The sequence below is a fragment of the Bacillus sp. JS genome, assembly GCF_000259365.1.
GTDB classification, from domain to species: Bacteria; Bacillota; Bacilli; order Bacillales; family Bacillaceae; genus Bacillus; species Bacillus stercoris.
Window position 1 is genome coordinate 1144678 of the sequence record NC_017743.1, and the last position, 18428, is coordinate 1163105.

At 45.0% G+C, this 18428-nt stretch carries 18 protein-coding genes; 12 read left to right on the plus strand and 6 right to left on the minus strand.

From position 1 onward, the window contains the following. Positions 1–58 precede the first annotated feature (58 nt). A complete protein-coding gene (locus MY9_RS05730; protein WP_014663416.1) occupies positions 59–2386 on the plus strand; it encodes a YhgE/Pip family protein in 2328 nt (775 codons plus the stop codon). Between the two features lie 41 nt (positions 2387–2427). Here the strand turns inward: MY9_RS05730 and fabHB are convergent, their stop codons facing one another. Beyond that, positions 2428–3405: a beta-ketoacyl-ACP synthase III FabHB gene (fabHB, locus tag MY9_RS05735; RefSeq protein ID WP_014663417.1), complete on the minus strand. Its 978-nt coding sequence runs from the start codon at positions 3403–3405 to the stop codon at positions 2428–2430. A 128-nt stretch (positions 3406–3533) separates the two neighbouring features. Here fabHB and MY9_RS05740 point away from each other — a divergent pair, with 128 nt between their 5' ends. Next, positions 3534–4310, plus strand: a complete 777-nt coding sequence (locus MY9_RS05740; protein WP_014663418.1) for a YhfC family intramembrane metalloprotease — start codon at positions 3534–3536, stop codon at positions 4308–4310. Between the two features lie 83 nt (positions 4311–4393). Here MY9_RS05740 and MY9_RS05745 read toward each other — a convergent pair whose 3' ends face one another. Beyond that, on the minus strand, positions 4394–4585 hold the full coding sequence (locus MY9_RS05745) for a hypothetical protein (protein ID WP_014663419.1): 192 nt from the start codon (positions 4583–4585) through the stop codon (positions 4394–4396). Positions 4586–4722: 137 nt separating this feature from the next. Here MY9_RS05745 and MY9_RS05750 point away from each other — a divergent pair, with 137 nt between their 5' ends. Further along, a complete protein-coding gene (locus MY9_RS05750; protein ID WP_014663420.1) occupies positions 4723–5763 on the plus strand; it encodes a M42 family metallopeptidase in 1041 nt (346 codons plus the stop codon). A gap of 14 nt (positions 5764–5777) precedes the next feature. Next, entirely contained in the window at positions 5778–6185 is a 408-nt protein-coding gene (locus MY9_RS05755; RefSeq protein ID WP_014663421.1) for an ASCH domain-containing protein, read from the plus strand. 37 nt (positions 6186–6222) lie between these two features. Here MY9_RS05755 and gltT read toward each other — a convergent pair whose 3' ends face one another. Both gltT and yhfH read right to left on the minus strand, forming a co-directional pair. Next, a complete protein-coding gene (gene gltT / locus MY9_RS05760; RefSeq protein WP_014663422.1) occupies positions 6223–7512 on the minus strand; it encodes a glutamate/proton symporter GltT in 1290 nt (429 codons plus the stop codon). 267 nt (positions 7513–7779) lie between these two features. Further along, positions 7780–7917, minus strand: coding sequence for a protein YhfH (gene yhfH, locus MY9_RS05765; RefSeq protein WP_014663423.1), 138 nt, complete (start codon positions 7915–7917; stop codon positions 7780–7782). A gap of 157 nt (positions 7918–8074) precedes the next feature. Here yhfH and MY9_RS05770 point away from each other — a divergent pair, with 157 nt between their 5' ends. The 4 genes from MY9_RS05770 to lcfB all read left to right on the plus strand — a co-directional run bounded on the left by MY9_RS05770 (position 8075) and on the right by lcfB (position 12185). Then, the gene (locus MY9_RS05770; RefSeq protein ID WP_003233185.1) at positions 8075–8809 is read left to right on the plus strand and encodes an MBL fold metallo-hydrolase; all 735 of its coding nucleotides are present in this window, start codon (positions 8075–8077) and stop codon (positions 8807–8809) included. Between the two features lie 12 nt (positions 8810–8821). Then, positions 8822–9817: a lipoate--protein ligase LplJ gene (gene lplJ / locus MY9_RS05775; protein ID WP_014663424.1), complete on the plus strand. Its 996-nt coding sequence runs from the start codon at positions 8822–8824 to the stop codon at positions 9815–9817. A gap of 64 nt (positions 9818–9881) precedes the next feature. Further along, positions 9882–10526: an SDR family oxidoreductase gene (locus MY9_RS05780; protein ID WP_014663425.1), complete on the plus strand. Its 645-nt coding sequence runs from the start codon at positions 9882–9884 to the stop codon at positions 10524–10526. A 117-nt stretch (positions 10527–10643) separates the two neighbouring features. Continuing rightward, complete coding sequence (lcfB, locus tag MY9_RS05785) at positions 10644–12185, plus strand: long-chain-fatty-acid--CoA ligase LcfB (RefSeq protein WP_041521290.1); 1542 nt, start codon at positions 10644–10646, stop codon at positions 12183–12185. A 38-nt stretch (positions 12186–12223) separates the two neighbouring features. Here the strand turns inward: lcfB and MY9_RS05790 are convergent, their stop codons facing one another. Next, positions 12224–12619 (minus strand): hypothetical protein, encoded by a 396-nt coding sequence (locus tag MY9_RS05790; RefSeq protein ID WP_014663427.1) that lies wholly within the window; start codon positions 12617–12619, stop codon positions 12224–12226. A gap of 148 nt (positions 12620–12767) precedes the next feature. Here MY9_RS05790 and MY9_RS05795 point away from each other — a divergent pair, with 148 nt between their 5' ends. Further along, on the plus strand, positions 12768–14060 hold the full coding sequence (locus MY9_RS05795) for a M48 family metallopeptidase (protein ID WP_014663428.1): 1293 nt from the start codon (positions 12768–12770) through the stop codon (positions 14058–14060). A 38-nt stretch (positions 14061–14098) separates the two neighbouring features. Here the strand turns inward: MY9_RS05795 and aprE are convergent, their stop codons facing one another. Then, complete coding sequence (gene aprE, locus MY9_RS05800) at positions 14099–15244, minus strand: subtilisin AprE (protein WP_014663429.1); 1146 nt, start codon at positions 15242–15244, stop codon at positions 14099–14101. Between the two features lie 442 nt (positions 15245–15686). Here aprE and MY9_RS05805 point away from each other — a divergent pair, with 442 nt between their 5' ends. From MY9_RS05805 to MY9_RS05815, 3 genes are all read left to right on the plus strand, one after another. Continuing rightward, a complete protein-coding gene (locus MY9_RS05805; protein WP_014663430.1) occupies positions 15687–16136 on the plus strand; it encodes a GNAT family N-acetyltransferase in 450 nt (149 codons plus the stop codon). 71 nt (positions 16137–16207) lie between these two features. Next, complete coding sequence (locus MY9_RS05810; protein ID WP_014663431.1) at positions 16208–17200, plus strand: NADPH:quinone oxidoreductase family protein; 993 nt, start codon at positions 16208–16210, stop codon at positions 17198–17200. A gap of 241 nt (positions 17201–17441) precedes the next feature. After that, on the plus strand, positions 17442–18413 hold the full coding sequence (locus MY9_RS05815) for an ABC transporter substrate-binding protein (RefSeq protein WP_014663433.1): 972 nt from the start codon (positions 17442–17444) through the stop codon (positions 18411–18413). The last annotated feature ends 15 nt before the right edge of the window (positions 18414–18428 follow it).

Genomic DNA, 18428 nt, shown 5'->3' on the forward strand with positions numbered 1-18428 from the left:
CTTTGCAAGAAAATGACCATTTTTCATGATGAGTCAGTTTTAGAATGGAGGCATCAGGATGAACACAATACGAAGTCAGTGGAAAGACATCGTAACAAGTAAAAAATTATTGATTCCCATCATCGCCATTTTGTTTGTCCCGCTTATTTACAGCGGCGTATTCTTAAAGGCTTATTGGGACCCGTACGGCACAGTTGACCAGCTGCCTGTCGTTGTCGTCAACCAAGACAAGGGAGCAACGTATGAAGGAGAAAAACTTCAAATCGGTGATGATCTGGTCAAAGAATTAAAGGATAATAACAACTTTGATTGGCATTTTTCCAATGATCTCGACCAATCGTTAAAGGACTTATTGAATCAAAAATATTATTTAGTTGTCGAGATTCCTGAGGATTTTTCTAAGAATGCCAGCACTGTGTTGGACAAAAATCCGAAAAAATTGGATCTGAAATACCACACAAATGCAGGTTCTAACTATGTAGGGGCAACGATCGGCGAAAAAGCGATTGATAAACTGAAAGCCTCTGTTTCAAAAGAAGTGACCGAGCAATATACGAAAGTTATTTTTGATAACTTTAAAGATATCGCAAAAGGTTTGAGCGACGCGAGCAGCGGCGCGAAAAAAATTGATGACGGCACAAAGGATGCGAAAAACGGAAGCGCCCAGCTGAAAGAAAATCTGGCGAAGCTGAAGGAAAGCACCGCTACCATCAGTGACAAAACAGCGCAGCTTGCAGATGGAGCGGCTCAGGTGACGAGCGGCATCCAATCACTTGACAGCTCGCTCGGTAAATTCCAGGACAGCAGCAACCAGATTTATGATAAATCTGGTCAGCTTGCAGCAGGATCAGGCAAGCTGACGGGCAAACTAAATGAACTGAATGCCGGCCTTCAAAAGGTGCAGCAGGGCTTACCTGATCTTACAAACGGGCTGGATCAGCTCAACAGTAAAGCGCAAGAAGAGTCGGAGAAAGTAGCAAAAGCGGAAAAACTCATAAATGCGCTCGATTTAACACAGCTTGAAACAGCTGTGAACAAACTGGAAAAGTCAGAAACTGCGATGAAGGAATTTAAAAAACAGCTGTCTGACTTTGAAAACAGCTTGAAAAACCGTGATCAGGCATTCAAAAATCTCATCAACTCGAGTGATTTCTTAACAGCGGAGCAAAAAAGCCAGCTGATCAATTCTGTTGAAAAGCAGCTTCCGCAAGTTGATGCGCCTGATTTTGATGAAATTTTAAGTGGACTTCCTACAGCTGATCAGCTGCCTGACATCGCAACGATAAAAAGCTCATTGGAAGATGTGAAAGCGGAGGTTGCCCAGGTGAAGGCATTGCCGGAAGCTACCTCTAAGCTTTATAACGGTGCAAAAGCCACTCAAGACGCGATTGACCAATTATCTGCTGGATCTGAGAAAATATACAATGCGTCACAGCAGGTGACAGATGGCCAAACTAAATTGACAGCCGGCATTGGTGAATATAATAAGCAGTTCGCAAAAGCAAAAGCGGGCTCAGAGCAATTGGTGACAGGAAGCAGCCAAGTATCCGGCGGATTGTTTAAGCTGTTAGACGGGTCTAAACAGGTCCAAAGCGGATCATCAAAACTGGCCGACGGATCTGCATCACTTGATACAGGCTTAGGCAAGCTATTGGACGGCACAGGGGAGCTGTCTAATAAGCTGAAGGATGCGGCAGATCAAACAGGAGATATCGATGCTGATGATCAAACATACGGCATGTTTGCGGATCCGGTGAAAACCAAAGATGATGCCATTCATTCCGTTCCTAACTATGGAACAGGGCTGACACCTTATATCCTGTCAATGGGCTTATATGTCGGCGGCATCATGCTGACGGTTGTCTTCCCGCTGAAGGAGGCGTCAGGACGTCCGAGAAACGGTTTTGAGTGGTTCTTCAGCAAATTCAATGTCATGATGCTTGTTGGAATCATTCAATCGCTGATTGTGGCGACAGTTCTTCTATTGGGAATTGGGCTCGAGGTAGAGAGCACGTGGAGATTTTACGTGTTTACGATTATTACGAGTCTCGCTTTCCTAGCGATGATTCAATTTTTGGCTACCACAATGGGCAACCCTGGACGTTTTATCGCAGTCATTATTTTAGTGCTGCAGCTGGGAGCAAGCGGAGGGACCTTCCCGCTTGAATTGCTTCCGAATTTCTATCAGGTCATTCACGGCGCATTGCCGATGACCTACAGCATTAACGGATTCAGAGCGGTCATTTCAAACGGGGACTTTGGCTACATGTGGCAGATGGCCGGCGTCTTAATCGGCATCGCCCTTGTCATGATTATCTTAAGCATTACCTACTTTACAGTGTTAAGCCGGAAGGAAAAAACATCGGAAGAACAGCCGGCTTCATAAAGAAAAAGAACTTGTTTCCTTGGAAACAAGTTCTTTTTTTGTTACATTCCCCATCTAATAAGCAATCCTGTATAGGTTAATCCGCCGCCAAATCCGAAAAGCATCACGGTTTGATCTTTTTTCAGCTTCCCTGCTTTTATTGCGAGATCGAGCGCCAAAACAATGGAGACCGAAGACGTGTTTCCATAGTATTCAACACTAGTGAGCGTTTTTTCAATCGGGAACGGTGTTTTTTCACAAATTGACTCGATCATGCGCAAGTTGGCGCTGTGAGGAACAAACCAATCGAGACCATCAGAGCTGAGTCCTGCTTTATGTAAAAGCCGTTCAAATTCGCCAGGGATCGTTCTTACGGCCCATTTATATACTTCGCGGCCGTTTTGGACCATTTTCCCGGAGCCAGCAAGCTCCACACCGTTTATTTCATTTCGCAGTCCGGCACGATACAAAATATCGCCTCCGTTCCCGCTTGTTCCTTGGACAGAGGAAAGAAATCCTGGCGCCTCTTCCTCTCGCTCCACTAACAGCACACCCGCGGCGTCGCCGAACAGAACGCATGTCGTTCGATCGGTATAATCCGTTACCTTTGACAATGTCTCCCCGGCGATGACGAGAATTTTTTGATGAAGGCCGGATGTGATCAATCCATTTGCCAAATGAAGACCGTATGTCAGTCCGGCGCACGTCGCATTAATATCCAGCGCGCCGGTGTTTTCCCAGCCGAAATATTCCTGCACGCGGCATGCCGTACTCGGAAAAGCGTAATCGGATGTTGTTGTGGCAACGAGGATCATATCGACATCATCAAGTGTGCCTTTATAGCGGCTCTTGAGGTCCTTTACTGCTTCGATGCATAAATCAGAGGTGAACTGCTGTTCATCCGCAATCCGGCGTTCTCTCATGCCTGTACGCTGAACGATCCATTCATCAGATGTATCAACGATCTTTTCTAAATCAGCATTGGTTAAGCGTCTGCTCGGCGCATATGTGCCGATAGCTGTAATTTTTGCTTTTGACATATGAATCACTCCTTATTATCAGATTATAACACTAGATATTAGTATCTGGTACTAAAAAGAAGGTTTTTTGATAAAAAAAGAGAAGTGTAGGATAGGGAAGCTATGAAATAGAAAAAGGAGGCTGAAAAATGGTCAGTCAAGAAGCAGTAGTCTTTTTGGCGTTATCCGGGGCTATTGCGTTTCTGTTGCCGATCGGGCTGATTGTGTGGTTTAAGCGGAAATATGGCGCCTCGCTTAAAGTGTTTTTTATTGGCGCTCTTACGTTTTTTGTCTTCGCACAGCTGCTGGAAGGCGGCGTTCATGTGTATGTACTGCAAGTGAATGAAGTGACAAAAGAAGCGATGCAACATCCTTTGTGGTATGGCATTTACGGCTGCTTGATGGCCGGCATTTTTGAGGAGTGCGGAAGGTATTTGATGATGCGATTTTTTATGAAGCGCCATCGTACTTGGGCGGATGGCCTGGCTTTCGGGGCAGGCCATGGCGGGCTTGAAGCCATCCTGATTACAGGTTTGTCCTCTATCTCACTTATTGTATACGCATTTGCTATCAATAGCGGGACGTTTGAACAGCTTTTGGTCAATGGCGACGTCAAACAGGCGCTTTTGCCGATACAGGAGCAGCTGCTGCATACCCCTTCGTATGAATGGCTGCTGGGCGGAATAGAAAGAATCAGCGCCATTGCTGTCCAAATCGGGCTGTCGCTGCTAGTCCTGTACGCGGTTAAAAGCCGCCGGCCGCTGTTTTTGCTGTATTCTATTCTTTTACATGCACTGTTTAATGTCCCGGCGGTTTTATATCAAAGAGGAATCGTAGAGCATGCCGCTGCTGTTGAAATCATTGTTGCTTTTATGGCTGCTTTATCAGTGTATTGGATTGTAAAAGCAAAAAGGCTGTTTCAATAAAAGGTCCAAGCAGCAGCAAAGCCCGCTTGGAAAAATGTGAATGGAAATATTCATTAAGCATGGGTCATCAGAATATTTCTGATTCAGTCTTTAGCAATGACAGCAAGAATGTCTGTGTTTTTTACAAGAGAAACAATGGTGTTTCTTTTTCTTCTTCTCGCAAGGGTCATGGCATTCTTTCTTTTTCTTGCAATGGCCGTGGAAATCTTTATCGAACCACTCGTCAAAGAACCAAAAATCATCGAACCAATCGTGACAACGACATTTCTGTTCATGTGAATGACGACAGCACATAGAAACCCCTCCTCTTCCCATGCTCTCTACAGCATATGAGAGATTGATAGGAAAAGATTGGACGGGTCCCTCGGGAAAAGAGTATATTTTAAGTAGAAAATAAAAGGAGGAATGCCCTATGACGTCCGTACGTAAAACGATGGAGCTCATTAAAGAACTGGTATCGATCCCAAGCCCGACAGGAAATACATATGAGGTAATCAATTATATTGAAAGCCTTTTAAAAGAATGGAAGGTAGAAACGGTTCGGAACCACAAGGGCGGCTTACTTGCAACGCTTCCAGGACGCGACACATCCCGGCATCGCATGCTGACGGCGCACGTTGACACCCTCGGCGCTATGGTGAAGGAAATTAAAGCGGACGGCCGGCTGAAAATCGACTTAATCGGCGGGTTCCGCTACAACTCGATTGAGGGGGAGTATTGCCAAATTGAAACCGCCTCAGGAAAAACGTACACAGGCACCATTTTAATGCATCAAACGTCTGTGCACGTATACAAAGACGCGGGAAAGGCTGAGCGGAATCAAGAGAATATGGAGATCCGCCTAGATGAACCTGTTCACTGCCGAAAAGATACGGAGGAGCTTGGCATTGGTGTCGGAGACTTTGTGTCGTTTGATCCCCGTGTCGAGATCACATCAAGCGGATTTATTAAATCGCGCCATTTGGATGACAAAGCAAGCGTCGCCTTATTGCTCCGCTTAATTCATCAAATTCAAACAGAAGACATTGAGCTGCCGTATACAACCCATTTTCTTATTTCCAATAATGAAGAAATCGGATACGGCGGAAATTCGAATATTCCTCCTGAAACGGTCGAATATTTGGCGGTTGATATGGGAGCTATCGGAGACGGGCAGGCCACAGATGAATATTCAGTATCAATCTGTGTGAAGGATGCGAGCGGGCCGTATCATTACCAGCTGAGAAAGCATTTAGTTCAATTAGCCGAAAAGCATCATATTGACTATAAGCTTGATATCTATCCGTACTACGGGTCTGATGCGTCAGCAGCAATCAAATCCGGGCATGATATTGTGCATGGCCTCATCGGGCCGGGAATTGACGCTTCCCATGCATTTGAACGCACCCATAAATCATCTCTTCGCCATACCGCTAAGCTTCTGTATTACTATGTACAGTCACAAATGGTATAAGGGGGGAAGGGTGAATGAAGATTTATAAGCTGAAAAGCACATTCGGCTGGGAAGGTGATGACGGACTGGGAGAACAGCTGATTCAGCAGATCATTGCCGGAGAAAAAACAGCCACGTGCGCGCCGAGATCATTATATTCAAAAGATGAATTGAGGGACGTTTATCAAACAGCTGGTCAGCTTGTTACCGTTTATGATAAACATGACAATCCAAGATGCAATATAAAAGTGACAGACGTCTTTGAAACCACCTTTGGTGCGCCTGATATGAGGTTAGTCAAAGGAGAGGGCAATGGAGACCGCATTGACGAATTTCAAAAGGATCATCGGATGGCTTGGGCGGAGCTGATTAAAAACGGTGACCTGGAGCTGAATGAAGATACGGTTTTGATTACAGAGCTGTTTGAGCTTGTTCAAGACTAAAAAAGCCTGCGGGGATAAGAATCCCGCAGGCTTTTCATTAACCGGAAATGGTTGCGTTTTGCTCTGTTTTCGATTGGGACATAACAGCTTCTGCTTTCGCAGGGTTAAACATGCCTTCCCATTTAGACATCACAACAGCAGCAAGCGCGTTACCAGTCAGGTTGACAACTGTACGTGCCATATCCATGATACGGTCTACGCCGGCAATAAAGGCAAGTCCCTCAGCCGGAACGCCGATGGTGCCAAGCGTCGCAAGCAAGACAACAAAAGAAGTACCAGGCACGGCAGCCATCCCTTTAGATGTCACCATTAAGACAAGCACAAGCGTAATTTGGTGCCAAATTGTCAAATCAATTCCGTATACCTGTGCCAAAAACAGCGCGGCAATGGATTGGTAGAGAACGGAACCGTCTAAGTTAAACGTATATCCGATCGGAATCACAAATGAAACAATGCCTTTCGGGCATCCGATTTTCTCCATTTTTTCCATGATGCGCGGAAGAACAGTTTCAGAGCTTGATGTACTGAACGCCAGTAAGATCTCATCCTTCATGTAAGCAAGGAATTTGAAGATGCTGATGCCGGCCATTTTTGCGACAATTCCAAATACGACAATTAAGAAGAAAGCAAGTGCGACATACACCAATCCGACGAGCTTTCCGAGAGAGATAAGAGAACCGAGCCCGAATTTAGACACAGTCACTCCGATTAGCGCGAAAACGCCGAACGGCGCCACTTTCATCACAAGGTTTACAACGTGGAACATGGCATGGGATACGCCTTCAAAAAAGGCTAAAACTGGCTTGCCTCTTTCACCGATCGCGGAAATACCCAATGCAAATAGTACTGTAAAGCAGATGATGGCTAGAAGATCCCCTTCGACCAACGACTGGAAGAAGTTTGTCGGCACAATATGGAGGAATGTTTCCGCCACTGATTTATTACTTTGTTCTTTTTCGGTTTCAACATATTGACTGATGTCCGATTTTTGAGCTTCGTGTATATTAACTCCTGTACCCGGATGGAAGATGTTTGCAAGGGCTAGTCCGAGAATAATGGCAAAAGTCGTGATGATCTCGAAGTACAGAATCGTTCTGAAGCCTAGTTTACCGACTTGCTTTCCATTTCCTGCACCGGCTACACCGATGATTAAGCTGGAGACAACAATAGGAATCACTATCATTTTGATTAAGCGTAAAAAGAGATCCCCAATTGGCTGCAGGTAAGTAGGCAATGCTGGGTTGCCATACCAAATGACGCCAACAATAACACCTAGAATAAGTCCAACGAATATTTGTGTGGCTAATCCAAACTTAATTCTTTTCATAGATTACCTCCCAAAAAACAAAGTATCAACATATATCATGAATAGACATATATTTAATCTCACTATTAGATCAAATTATAATAGATAAGAAATGAATTCGTCTACAGTAAATTATATTTCGAAAATAAAGAATATTCAGTGATGACGCGATAATCACCAGAATTATCTAAAATCGGGTGAGCTTTGACCTAACCTAACTATTATTTCAAAATTAAGATATGTGTGAATAAATAAGAAAATCCCACGCGCAGGGCGTGGGATTTTTGCTTATGACAAATCATTTACTTTTATGCAGTTATTGCAGATATTACCATAGCACTCATGCTGCTCTTCTATCTTTTTTCCGCATTCCTCGCACTTTTTCGAAGGCAGGTTTCTAAAAAATTCTGTGATTTTTCCCAGCATAACCAATCCCTCTTTCCCCTTTGTAGTGACTTCATTGTAATATAACAGATTGTAAAAATCAATAACTGTTTTGATACAATATTTAAAACATGCTTTTTTCAAGAAAAATGGGTATATTGAAGGAGGAACAATTTTCTTGAAAAGATAGGAGGACATTATGAAAGTTACAGTTATCGGATGCTATGGCGGTTTCCCGGCCGCAAATGAAGCGACGTCAGGCTATTTATTTCAGTCAGGTGATTACTCTCTGCTTGTCGATTGCGGCAGTGCCGTATTGTCTAAGCTGTTCGGCTATGTGCCGGCGGAAAAGCTGGATGCGGTCGTTCTGTCTCATTATCACCATGACCATATTGCTGATATCGGGCCGCTGCAATTTGCCAAGCAAGTCGGTTCGTTTCTCGGCAAAGGAGAGCATACGCTTCCGATTTACGGACATGATGCTGATATAGAACAGTTTCAAAAGCTTACATATAAAACACATACGAAAGGCATTGCCTATCAGCCGGATCAGCCGCTGACTGCCGGTCCGTTTACGATCACATTTTTAAAAACGATTCACCCGGTGACGTGTTATGCCATGCGGATTACTGACGGCAGCCACACTGTCGTTTATACTGCTGATTCCAGCTATCAAGATTCATTTATTCCGTTTTCGAAAGATGCTGATTTGCTGATCTCAGAATGTAATTTTTATGCGGATCAAGACGGGACAAGCGCAGGCCATATGAACAGCCTGGAAGCCGGGCGCATTGCAAAAGAAGCGGGAGCTGGAGAGCTGCTGCTGACACATTTGCCGCATTTTGGCGTGCATGACAATCTTCGCAAAGAAGCGAAAACCGTTTTTAACGGTGAAGTGAATATTGCGAAATCAGGTTTTGTGTGGGAAGGATAAAGGAGGAGCACCATGTTATTTATAGACAATCAAAATATCAATGATCCGCGGATCAATCTTGCTATCGAGGAGTACTGTGTCAAGCATTTAGACCCTGAGCAGCAGTATTTGCTCTTTTATGTGAATCAACCGTCTATTATCATTGGGAAAAACCAAAATACAATAGAAGAAATCAATACAAAATATGTAGAGGAAAACGGGATTATCGTCGTCCGCCGTTTATCAGGCGGGGGCGCTGTGTACCATGATCTGGGGAACTTGAACTTCAGCTTTATCACCAAGGATGACGGGGACAGCTTTCATAACTTTAAAAAGTTCACTGAGCCGGTGATTCAGGCGTTACATCAACTCGGGGTTGAAGCGGAATTAAGCGGCCGGAACGACATTGTAGTGGATGGCCGGAAAATATCCGGAAACGCCCAGTTTGCAACGAAAGGCCGTATTTTCAGCCACGGCACCCTCATGTTTGATTCAGCCATTGATCATGTTGTGTCAGCATTAAAGGTGAAAAAGGATAAAATTGAATCAAAAGGCATCAAATCGATCAGAAGCCGAGTGGCAAACATCAGTGAGTTTCTCGATGATAAAATGACCACCGAAGAATTTCGCAGCCATTTGCTTCGCCATATTTTTAACACAAACGACATTGGAAACGTGCCGGAGTATAAGCTGACAGAAAAAGATTGGGAGACCATCCATCAAATTTCGAAAGAGCGCTATCAGAATTGGGATTGGAACTACGGCCGCTCACCGAAATTTAACCTTAATCATTCGAAACGTTATCCGGTTGGGTCGATCGATTTGCGCCTGGAAGTCAAGAAAGGCAAAATTGAGGACTGCAAAATCTTCGGAGATTTCTTCGGTGTCGGTGATGTATCTGATATTGAAAACCTGCTGGTCGGAAAACAATACGAACGGAGTGTCATCGCTGAGGTGCTCGAAGATGTGAATCTCAAGCATTACTTTGGGAACATTACGAAAGAGGATTTCCTTGATCTAATTTATTAAGGCAAAGCACTTCGTTTGAAAGAGCGGTTGTGTGTTTGAAATAATGGAGGCAGGAGGGATTCAGATGAAAGTGTTTTTAATCGGAGCGAACGGACAAATCGGGCAAAGACTCGTCTCTTTATTCCGGGATCATCCTGATCATTCCATTAGAGCGATGGTCAGAAAAGAAGAACAGAAAGCGTCTCTCGAAGCTGCCGGTGCAGAAGCTGTGCTTGCGAATCTGGAGGGCAGCCCCGAAGAAATCGCCGCCGCGGCAAAAGGCTGCGACGCCATCATTTTCACAGCGGGTTCCGGCGGCAGCACAGGCTATGATAAAACGCTGCTGGTGGATCTTGATGGAGCGGCAAAAGCCATTGAAGCGGCGGACATTGCCGGAATCAAACGGTTTATTATGGTCAGCGCCCTGCAAGCCCATAACCGTGAAAATTGGAATGAGGCACTCAAACCTTATTATGTGGCCAAGCATTATGCCGATAAAATTCTGGAAGCAAGCGGTTTAACCTATACGATTATCCGTCCGGGAGGCCTTCGCAACGAGCCTGGAACGGGAACTGTTTCAGCTGCGAAGGATCTGGAGCGGGGGTATATTTCCCGTGATGACGTTGCAAAAACGGTCATTGCCTCTTTAGATGAAAACAATACGGAAAATCGGGCCTTTGATCTGACAGAAGGAGATACGCCGATTGCTGAAGTATTGAAGAAACTATGACTGAACTGACACTCGGGGCTTTTTGCTCTTGAGTGTTTTTTTCTGTTTCTCTATAATGGAGGAGAAAGCTTGGCTTCAATAATGAATGACTATTCATTCACTTTAAGGGGTGGGAGAATGAATCTTGTTTCAAAATTGGAAGAAACAGCATCTGAGAAGCCCGACAGCATCGCATGCAGGTTTAAGGATCACATGATGACGTATCAAGAGCTGAATGAACAAATTCAGCGATTTGCGGACGGCCTTCAGGAAGCCGGTATGGAGAAAGGGGACCATCTAGCTTTGCTGCTTGGCAACTCGCCTGATTTTATCATCGCGTTTTTTGGTGCTTTAAAAGCCGGGATCGTGGTTGTTCCCATCAATCCGTTGTACACGCCGACAGAAATTGGTTATATGCTGACAAATGGCGATGTAAAGGCGATCGTGGGCGTTAGCCAGCTTTTGCCGCTTTATGAGAGCATGCATGAATCGCTGCCAAAGGTTGAGCTCGTCATTTTATGCCAGACGGGAGAGGCTGAGCCGGAAGCCGCGGACCCAGAGGTCAGGATGAAAATGACAACGTTTGCAAAAGTAGTGCGGCCGACATCTGCCGCTAAACAAAACCAAGAGCTTGCTCCTGATGATACCGCGGTTATTTTATATACGTCAGGAACGACTGGAAAACCGAAAGGCGCGATGCTGACTCATCAGAATTTGTACAGCAATGCCAACGATGTCGCAGGCTATTTGGGAATGGATGAGAAGGACAATGTGGTCTGTGCTCTTCCCATGTTTCACGTGTTTTGTTTAACTGTCTGCATGAATGCACCGCTGATGAGCGGCGCAACTGTCTTGATTGAGCCTCAATTCAGTCCGGCATCTGTTTTTAAACTTGTTAAGCAGCAGCAGGCGACCATTTTTGCCGGTGTTCCTACGATGTATAATTACTTGTTTCAGCATGAGAATGGAAAAGAAGATGATTTTTCTTCCATCCGGCTTTGCATTTCGGGGGGAGCGGCCATGCCAGTCGCATTGCTGATGGCGTTTGAAGAAAAATTCGGCGTTACCATTTTGGAAGGCTACGGGCTCTCGGAAGCATCACCTGTCACTTGCTTTAACCCGTTTGACAGGGGCAGAAAGCCGGGCTCCATCGGGACAAGTATCTTACATGTCGAAAACAAGGTCGTCGATCCGCTCGGGCGCGAGCTGCCCGCTCACCAGGTCGGCGAATTGATCGTAAAAGGACCCAATGTGATGAAGGGCTACTATAAAATGCCGATGGAAACAGAGCATGCGTTAAAAGATGGTTGGCTTTATACGGGGGACTTGGCAAGACGGGATGAGGACGGCTATTTTTACATTGTTGACCGGAAAAAAGACATGATCATTGTAGGAGGATACAATGTGTATCCTCGGGAAGTGGAGGAGGTGCTGTACAGACACCCGGACGTCAAGGAGGCCGTTGTCATCGGCGTGCCGGACGCCCAAAGCGGGGAAGCGGTAAAGGGATATGTGGTACCGAAACGTTCTGGCATAACAGAAGAGGACATCATGCAGCACTGTGAAAAGCATCTGGCAAAATACAAGCGGCCTGCCGCCATTACGTTTCTTGACGACATTCCGAAAAATGCGACGGGGAAAATGCTCAGAAGGGCGCTAAGAGATATTTTGCCCCAATAAAATGAAAAAGCGAAGCAGCTAGCTTCGCTTTTTCATTTTCAATCCTTTGCTTCTTTTTTCATAATGTTTAGCAGCGCCTTTGTATCGTTTTTGCTTAATTTGTAGTATGTGCCATCCTTCAAAAATACGGCTTGCTGGCTGCCGTCAATCCATAGCCTGAATGAGTCGTACCGGTCTTTATGAAACTTGATTGTCCCTTCGTAATCAGGGGCTGATGTTTTTTCTGTCTTCACCTGTTTTCCCTGATTCATAATGTCCAGCATATCTTTTACGTGCTGCCTTTTTTCAATCTTAATATCTTCCTGGCCGCTTGAAGACAGTGTGATCAAATCCGCGTCTACCGATTGATACACATCGCCTGACCGGCTGTAAAGATAGAAAAATGCAATAAACACAAGACCGATTACCACGATGGCTGCCACTATTTTTTTCATTTGCATCACTCCAAACATTGTTAGTTTTCCCAGCGATCGGGCTTTCCATGCTTAAAAGGATGGAAAAGTGCGGAACACAGCTTGGTTCTAAGAATTTGAATTTATGATTACAATAGAAGTAACGGGTTGATGTGAGGAGTGAGGTGTTATGCGCAAATGGATTGCGGCAGCAGGGCTTGCTTACGTGCTGTACGGGCTGTTTTTTTATTGGTATTTCTTCCTGTCCGGTGATTCCGCAATACCGGAAGCCGTGAAAGGGACGCAGGCTGATCCGGCTTCTTTCATGAAGCCGTCTGATTTGGCGGTGGCCGAGCAGTATTCAAATATCAAGAATTTTTTATTTTTTATCGAGGTACCTCTTGATTGGTTTCTGTTTTTTGTTTTGCTGGTCAGTGGCATTTCAAAGAAAATCAAGAAATGGATGGAAGCGGCCGTGCCTTTTCGGTTTTTGCAGATCGTTGGTTTTGTATTCGTACTTTCGCTGATTACCACATTGGTGACGCTGCCTTTAGATTGGATAGGCTATCAAGTGTCACTTGACTACAACATTTCCACACAGACTACGGCCAGCTGGGCTAAGGATCAGGTTATCAGCTTTTGGATCAGCTTTCCAATCTTTGCGCTTTGCGTTCTCGTGTTTTATTGGCTGATCAAAAGGCATGAAAAAAAATGGTGGTTATACGCCTGGCTGTTAACAGTGCCGTTTTCGCTGTTTCTGTTTTTTATTCAGCCGGTCATTATCGATCCTTTATACAATGATTTTTATCCGCTGAAAAATAAAGAGCTTGAAAGCAAAATTTTAGAGCTGGCAGAAGAAGCCAATATTCCGGCTAATCATGTATATGAAGTGAACATGTCGGAAAAAACAAATGCGCTGAATGCCTATGTTACGGGAATTGGGGCCAATAAACGGATTGTATTGTGGGATACGACGCTGAACAAACTTGACGATTCAGAGATTCTGTTTATAATGGGCCACGAAATGGGCCACTATGTCATGAAGCACGTTTACATCGGCCTGGCTGGCTATTTGCTCGTGTCGCTCGCCGGATTTTATGTCATTGATAAGCTATACAAGCGGACGGTGCGCCTAACGCGCAGCATGTTTCATTTAGAAGGGCGGCATGATCTTGCGGCACTTCCGCTGTTATTGCTTTTGTTTTCTGTTTTGAGCTTTGCGATTTCGCCTTTTTCTAATGCTGTCTCGCGTTATCAGGAGAATAAGGCTGACCAGTATGGGATCGAGTTGACAGAGAACAGAGAAGCCGCTGTTAAAACGTTTCAGGATTTGGCCGTGACGGGGCTGAGCCAGGTTGATCCTCCGGTGCTTGTGAAGATTTTCAGAGGCAGCCACCCTTCGATCATGGAACGGATTCAACATGCGGAGAAAGAAGAGAAAACGCCGGAACATCCTGCCACAGAACAGGATAATGGCAAATAAAAAGAAGCAGGTATGGAGGAACCTGCTTCTTTTTGATATTATTGGGCAGCTGCTTCTACATTGATTAACCCTTTTCCATAGTAGAAAGAGCTTCCAAGGTATGTTGCAGTGCTTTCTAAACGATCGCGAACTTGCGCGTTTGTCCAAGTCGGGTGCTTAGAAAGAATTAACGCTGCTGCTCCGGCAACGTGAGGAGTCGCCATTGACGTTCCGTTGTAAGCACCGTAAGTGCCTCCAGGAAGTGTGCTTTGGATAGATACGCCAGGAGCCATCACATCAAGCTCAGAACCTGCGCTTGAGAATGAAGCTCTTTGGTTGCTGCTGTTTACCGCACCTACCGCGATGGTAGAAGGATATTTCGCAGGATAGCCGACTGTGCTTGAGCTTCCGGACGAGCCTTCGTTTCCGGCTGCGGCCGCAACCACAATACCGCTGGAAACGGCTTTATCAACAACTGTTTTCAGCGCTGTAGAACCAGAAGGTCCGCCAAGGCTCATGTTGATAACATCCATATTGTTGGAAATGGCCCATTCAATGCCGTTGATGATCCAGCTGTATTGGCCGCTTCCTGTTGAATCAAGAACTTTTACCGCATATAATGATGCGCTTGGCGCTACGCCGAGAACACCGATTGAGTTATTAAGAGCGGCAATCGTACCGGCTACGTGCGTACCGTGAGAACTGCCGTCCTGGTATGGGTTTGTTTCAGAAGGTACGAAGCTTGCTCCGCCTCTGACGTTTAAGTCAGGATGAGAAGAGTCAATTCCGCTGTCGATAACAGCTACTTTTACGTTAGAGCCTGTGTAGCCTTGAGAGTGAAGAGCCGGCGCTTTAATTTGGGAAATGCCGTAAGGAACAGATTGCGCATATTCATGTGCAATATGATCTTCTTCCACATATGCAACACTCGGATCTTGTTTTAATTCTTTTACAGCTTTTTCATCCAATGTTGCTGTGGCTGCGTTAACATACTTAAACTGCTTTTGAACTTTTCCGCCTTTCTCAGAAATAACATCCTTTTTCTTGGCGGAGCTCATGGCACTCATTGTCTGTTTAAATCCGACAATGTATTTCTTTTCTGTACTGCTTTTTCCGGCAGCCTGCGCAGACATGTTGCTGAACGCCATCGTAAAGATTAACGTTAACGCAAACAACAAGCTGATCCACAATTTTTTGTTTCTCACTCTTTACCCTCTCCTTTTAAAAAATTCAGAGTAGACTTACTAAAAAGACTATTCTGTGAATTTATTGTAATAGATGGAATAATATTTTAGTAGACCCATTTTTTTGAGATGATTTTATCTCTATTTAGGTATATCATCTCTCGCTATTTCCGTAGAGACTCGAAATAACTATTTTCATACAGAAAAAAACGAAAATAGACATGAGTAAATGTTCATTATGCTGAAATGTCATGCTTTTTCAGGTTAAATGCTCCTGAGTCCCGGCAAATTCCTGTCGAAAAAATTCGTTCGAATGACCTGCATATGCTTTCGTGAGAACAATGGATATTATCGTGATATTTTTTCAATGTATGATGATAAAAGTATTCTGAAAAATAAACTTTACAGAAAAATTTGATTAGGGATAGAATGAAAAAATGATTGAGAGGGAGGAAGAACTGAGATGAACATTCGCCAAGCAAAGATTTCAGATGCGGCAGCCATCGCGCCGCTGTTTAACCAATATCGGGAATTTTATAGACAGGCATCCGATTTGCAAGGGGCGGAGGCTTTTTTGAAAGCGCGTTTGAAAAATCACGAGTCTATTATTTTGATAGCAGAAGAAAATGGAGAGCTCATAGGCTTTTCCCAGCTCTATCCCGCGTTTTCTTCTGTGTCAATGAAAAGAATCTACATATTAAATGACTTATTTGTTGCTCCTCATGCGCGTACAAAGGGAGCCGGCAGCCAGTTGCTTTTGGCCGCAAAGGATTATGCAGCGGAAAACGGGGCAAAAAGTTTAACGCTTCAAACTGAGCACCACAACCGGAAGGCAAGAAGCTTGTATGAGCAAAATGGCTATGAAGAGGATACCGCATTTGTCCACTACCATCTCAATGTGCCGGCGAAGTGAAAATGGCGGCTTGATGATTTGGTTTTTGGAACGTTCTTCGGTTACGATATAAATGAAAAGGAGTGTGCCGAATGTCAACGTTATTTCAAGCATTGCAGGCAGAAAAAAATGCCGATGATGTTTCAGTCCAAGTGAAAACCATATCAACAGGGGATTTGCCGAAGGATGGTGTCCTGATTAAAGTTGCTTATTCCGGCATTAATTACAAAGATGGTCTGGCCGGAAAAGCAGGAGGCAATATCGTCAGAGAGTATCCGCTTATTTTAGGCATTGATGCTGCGGGTACGGTCGTCTCTTCCAATGATCCGCGTTTTGCAGAGGGGGATGAGGTGATCGCGACAAGCTATGAGCTCGGCGTCTCCCGTGATGGCGGATTAAGTGAATACGCTTCGGTGCCTGGTGACTGGCTGGTGCCTTTGCCACAGAATCTTTCGTTAAAAGAAGCGATGGTGTACGGAACGGCGGGGTTTACTGCGGCGTTATCAGTGCATCGGCTTGAACAGAACGGTCTGTCTCCGGAAAAAGGCAGTGTGCTAGTCACAGGAGCAACCGGCGGTGTCGGCGGAATTGCGGTATCGATGCTGAACAAGCGGGGCTATGATGTGGTGGCAAGCACCGGAAACCGGGAGGCGGCTGATTATTTGAATCGGCTCGGTGCAAGCGAAGTAATCAGCAGGGAAGATGTCTATGACGGAACGCTTAAGGCGCTGTCCAAGCAGCAATGGCAGGGAGCGGTTGATCCAGTCGGGGGAAAACAGCTTGCCTCGCTTTTAAGCAAAATTCAATATGGCGGAGCTGTCGCGGTAAGCGGCTTAACCGGAGGAGGAGAAGTTCCTGCAACGGTGTATCCTTTTATTCTTCGCGGAGTAAGCCTGCTCGGGATCGATTCAGTATACTGTCCGATGGACGTAAGAGCCGCTGTTTGGGAGCGCATGGCTTCTGATCTCAAGCCTGATCAGCTGCTGACCATTGTGGATAGGGAAGTATCATTGGAAGAAACGCCTGCTGCATTAAAAGAGATTTTGCAAAATCGCATTCAAGGAAGAGTGATAGTGAAGCTTTAACAGGATCAGCTTGCAGGGAATGTATGTTTCTGCAAGCTTTTTTGTGAACAGGGTGTTAAGCTGTGCCTCGAAACAATCTTCCGTTTCTTGTTTGCGCTATGTTAAAGAAACAAGATTGACCTGGAAAGCGGAACTTTCTTTTCTCATTTGAAAAATAATTGGTGATAATGATTCTCATTCCGTGTTATACTACTCTTGGACATTTTAATCATAGAAACTGCTAACAGGAGAGACTGGAACTATGAAAAAAACACTGATTATTCTTACAGTTTTACTTCTTTCTGTCTTAACGGCTGCTTGCTCGTCTTCAAGCGGCAATCAAAACAGCAAAGAACATAAAGTGGCGATAACACATGATTTAGGAAAGACGAATGTGCCTGAGCATCCGAAGCGGGTTGTTGTTCTTGAGCTTGGTTTTATCGACACACTGCTTGATCTCGGCATTACGCCTGTCGGGGTTGCCGATGACAACAAAGCGAAACAGCTGATCAACAAGGATGTGCTGAAGAAAATTGACGGCTACACATCTGTCGGCACTCGCTCACAGCCAAGCATGGAAAAAATCGCTTCATTAAAACCCGATTTAATTATTGCTGACACGACCCGGCATAAGAAGGTGTACGATCAGCTGAAAAAAATCGCGCCGACGATTGCGCTTAATAATTTAAATGCCGATTATCAGGATACAATTGACGCTTCCCTTACGATTGCAAAAGCAGTCGGCAAGGAGAAGGAAATGGAGAAAAAGCTGACGGCGCATGAAGAAAAGCTTAGCGAGACAAAGCAGAAAATCAGCGCGAACAGCCAGTCCGTGCTTTTGATCGGAAATACAAATGATACGATTATGGCCAGGGATGAAAACTTCTTTACATCAAGACTTTTAACACAGGTCGGCTATCGATATGCAATCAGTACGTCAGGCAATAGCGATTCAAGCAATGGCGGCGACTCCGTGAATATGAAAATGACACTGGAGCAGCTGCTGAAAACAGATCCGGATGTGATCATCCTGATGACAGGAAAAACAGATGACCTCGACGCCGACGGGAAACGCCCGATCGAAAAGAATGTCCTCTGGAAAAAGCTGAAGGCAGTGAAAAACGGACATGTATACCACGTGGACCGTGCAGTGTGGTCTCTGCGCCGCAGTGTAGACGGGGCGAATGCCATTTTGGACGAGCTTCAGAAAGAGATGCCGGCTGATAAGAAATAAAAGAAAAGACAGGCT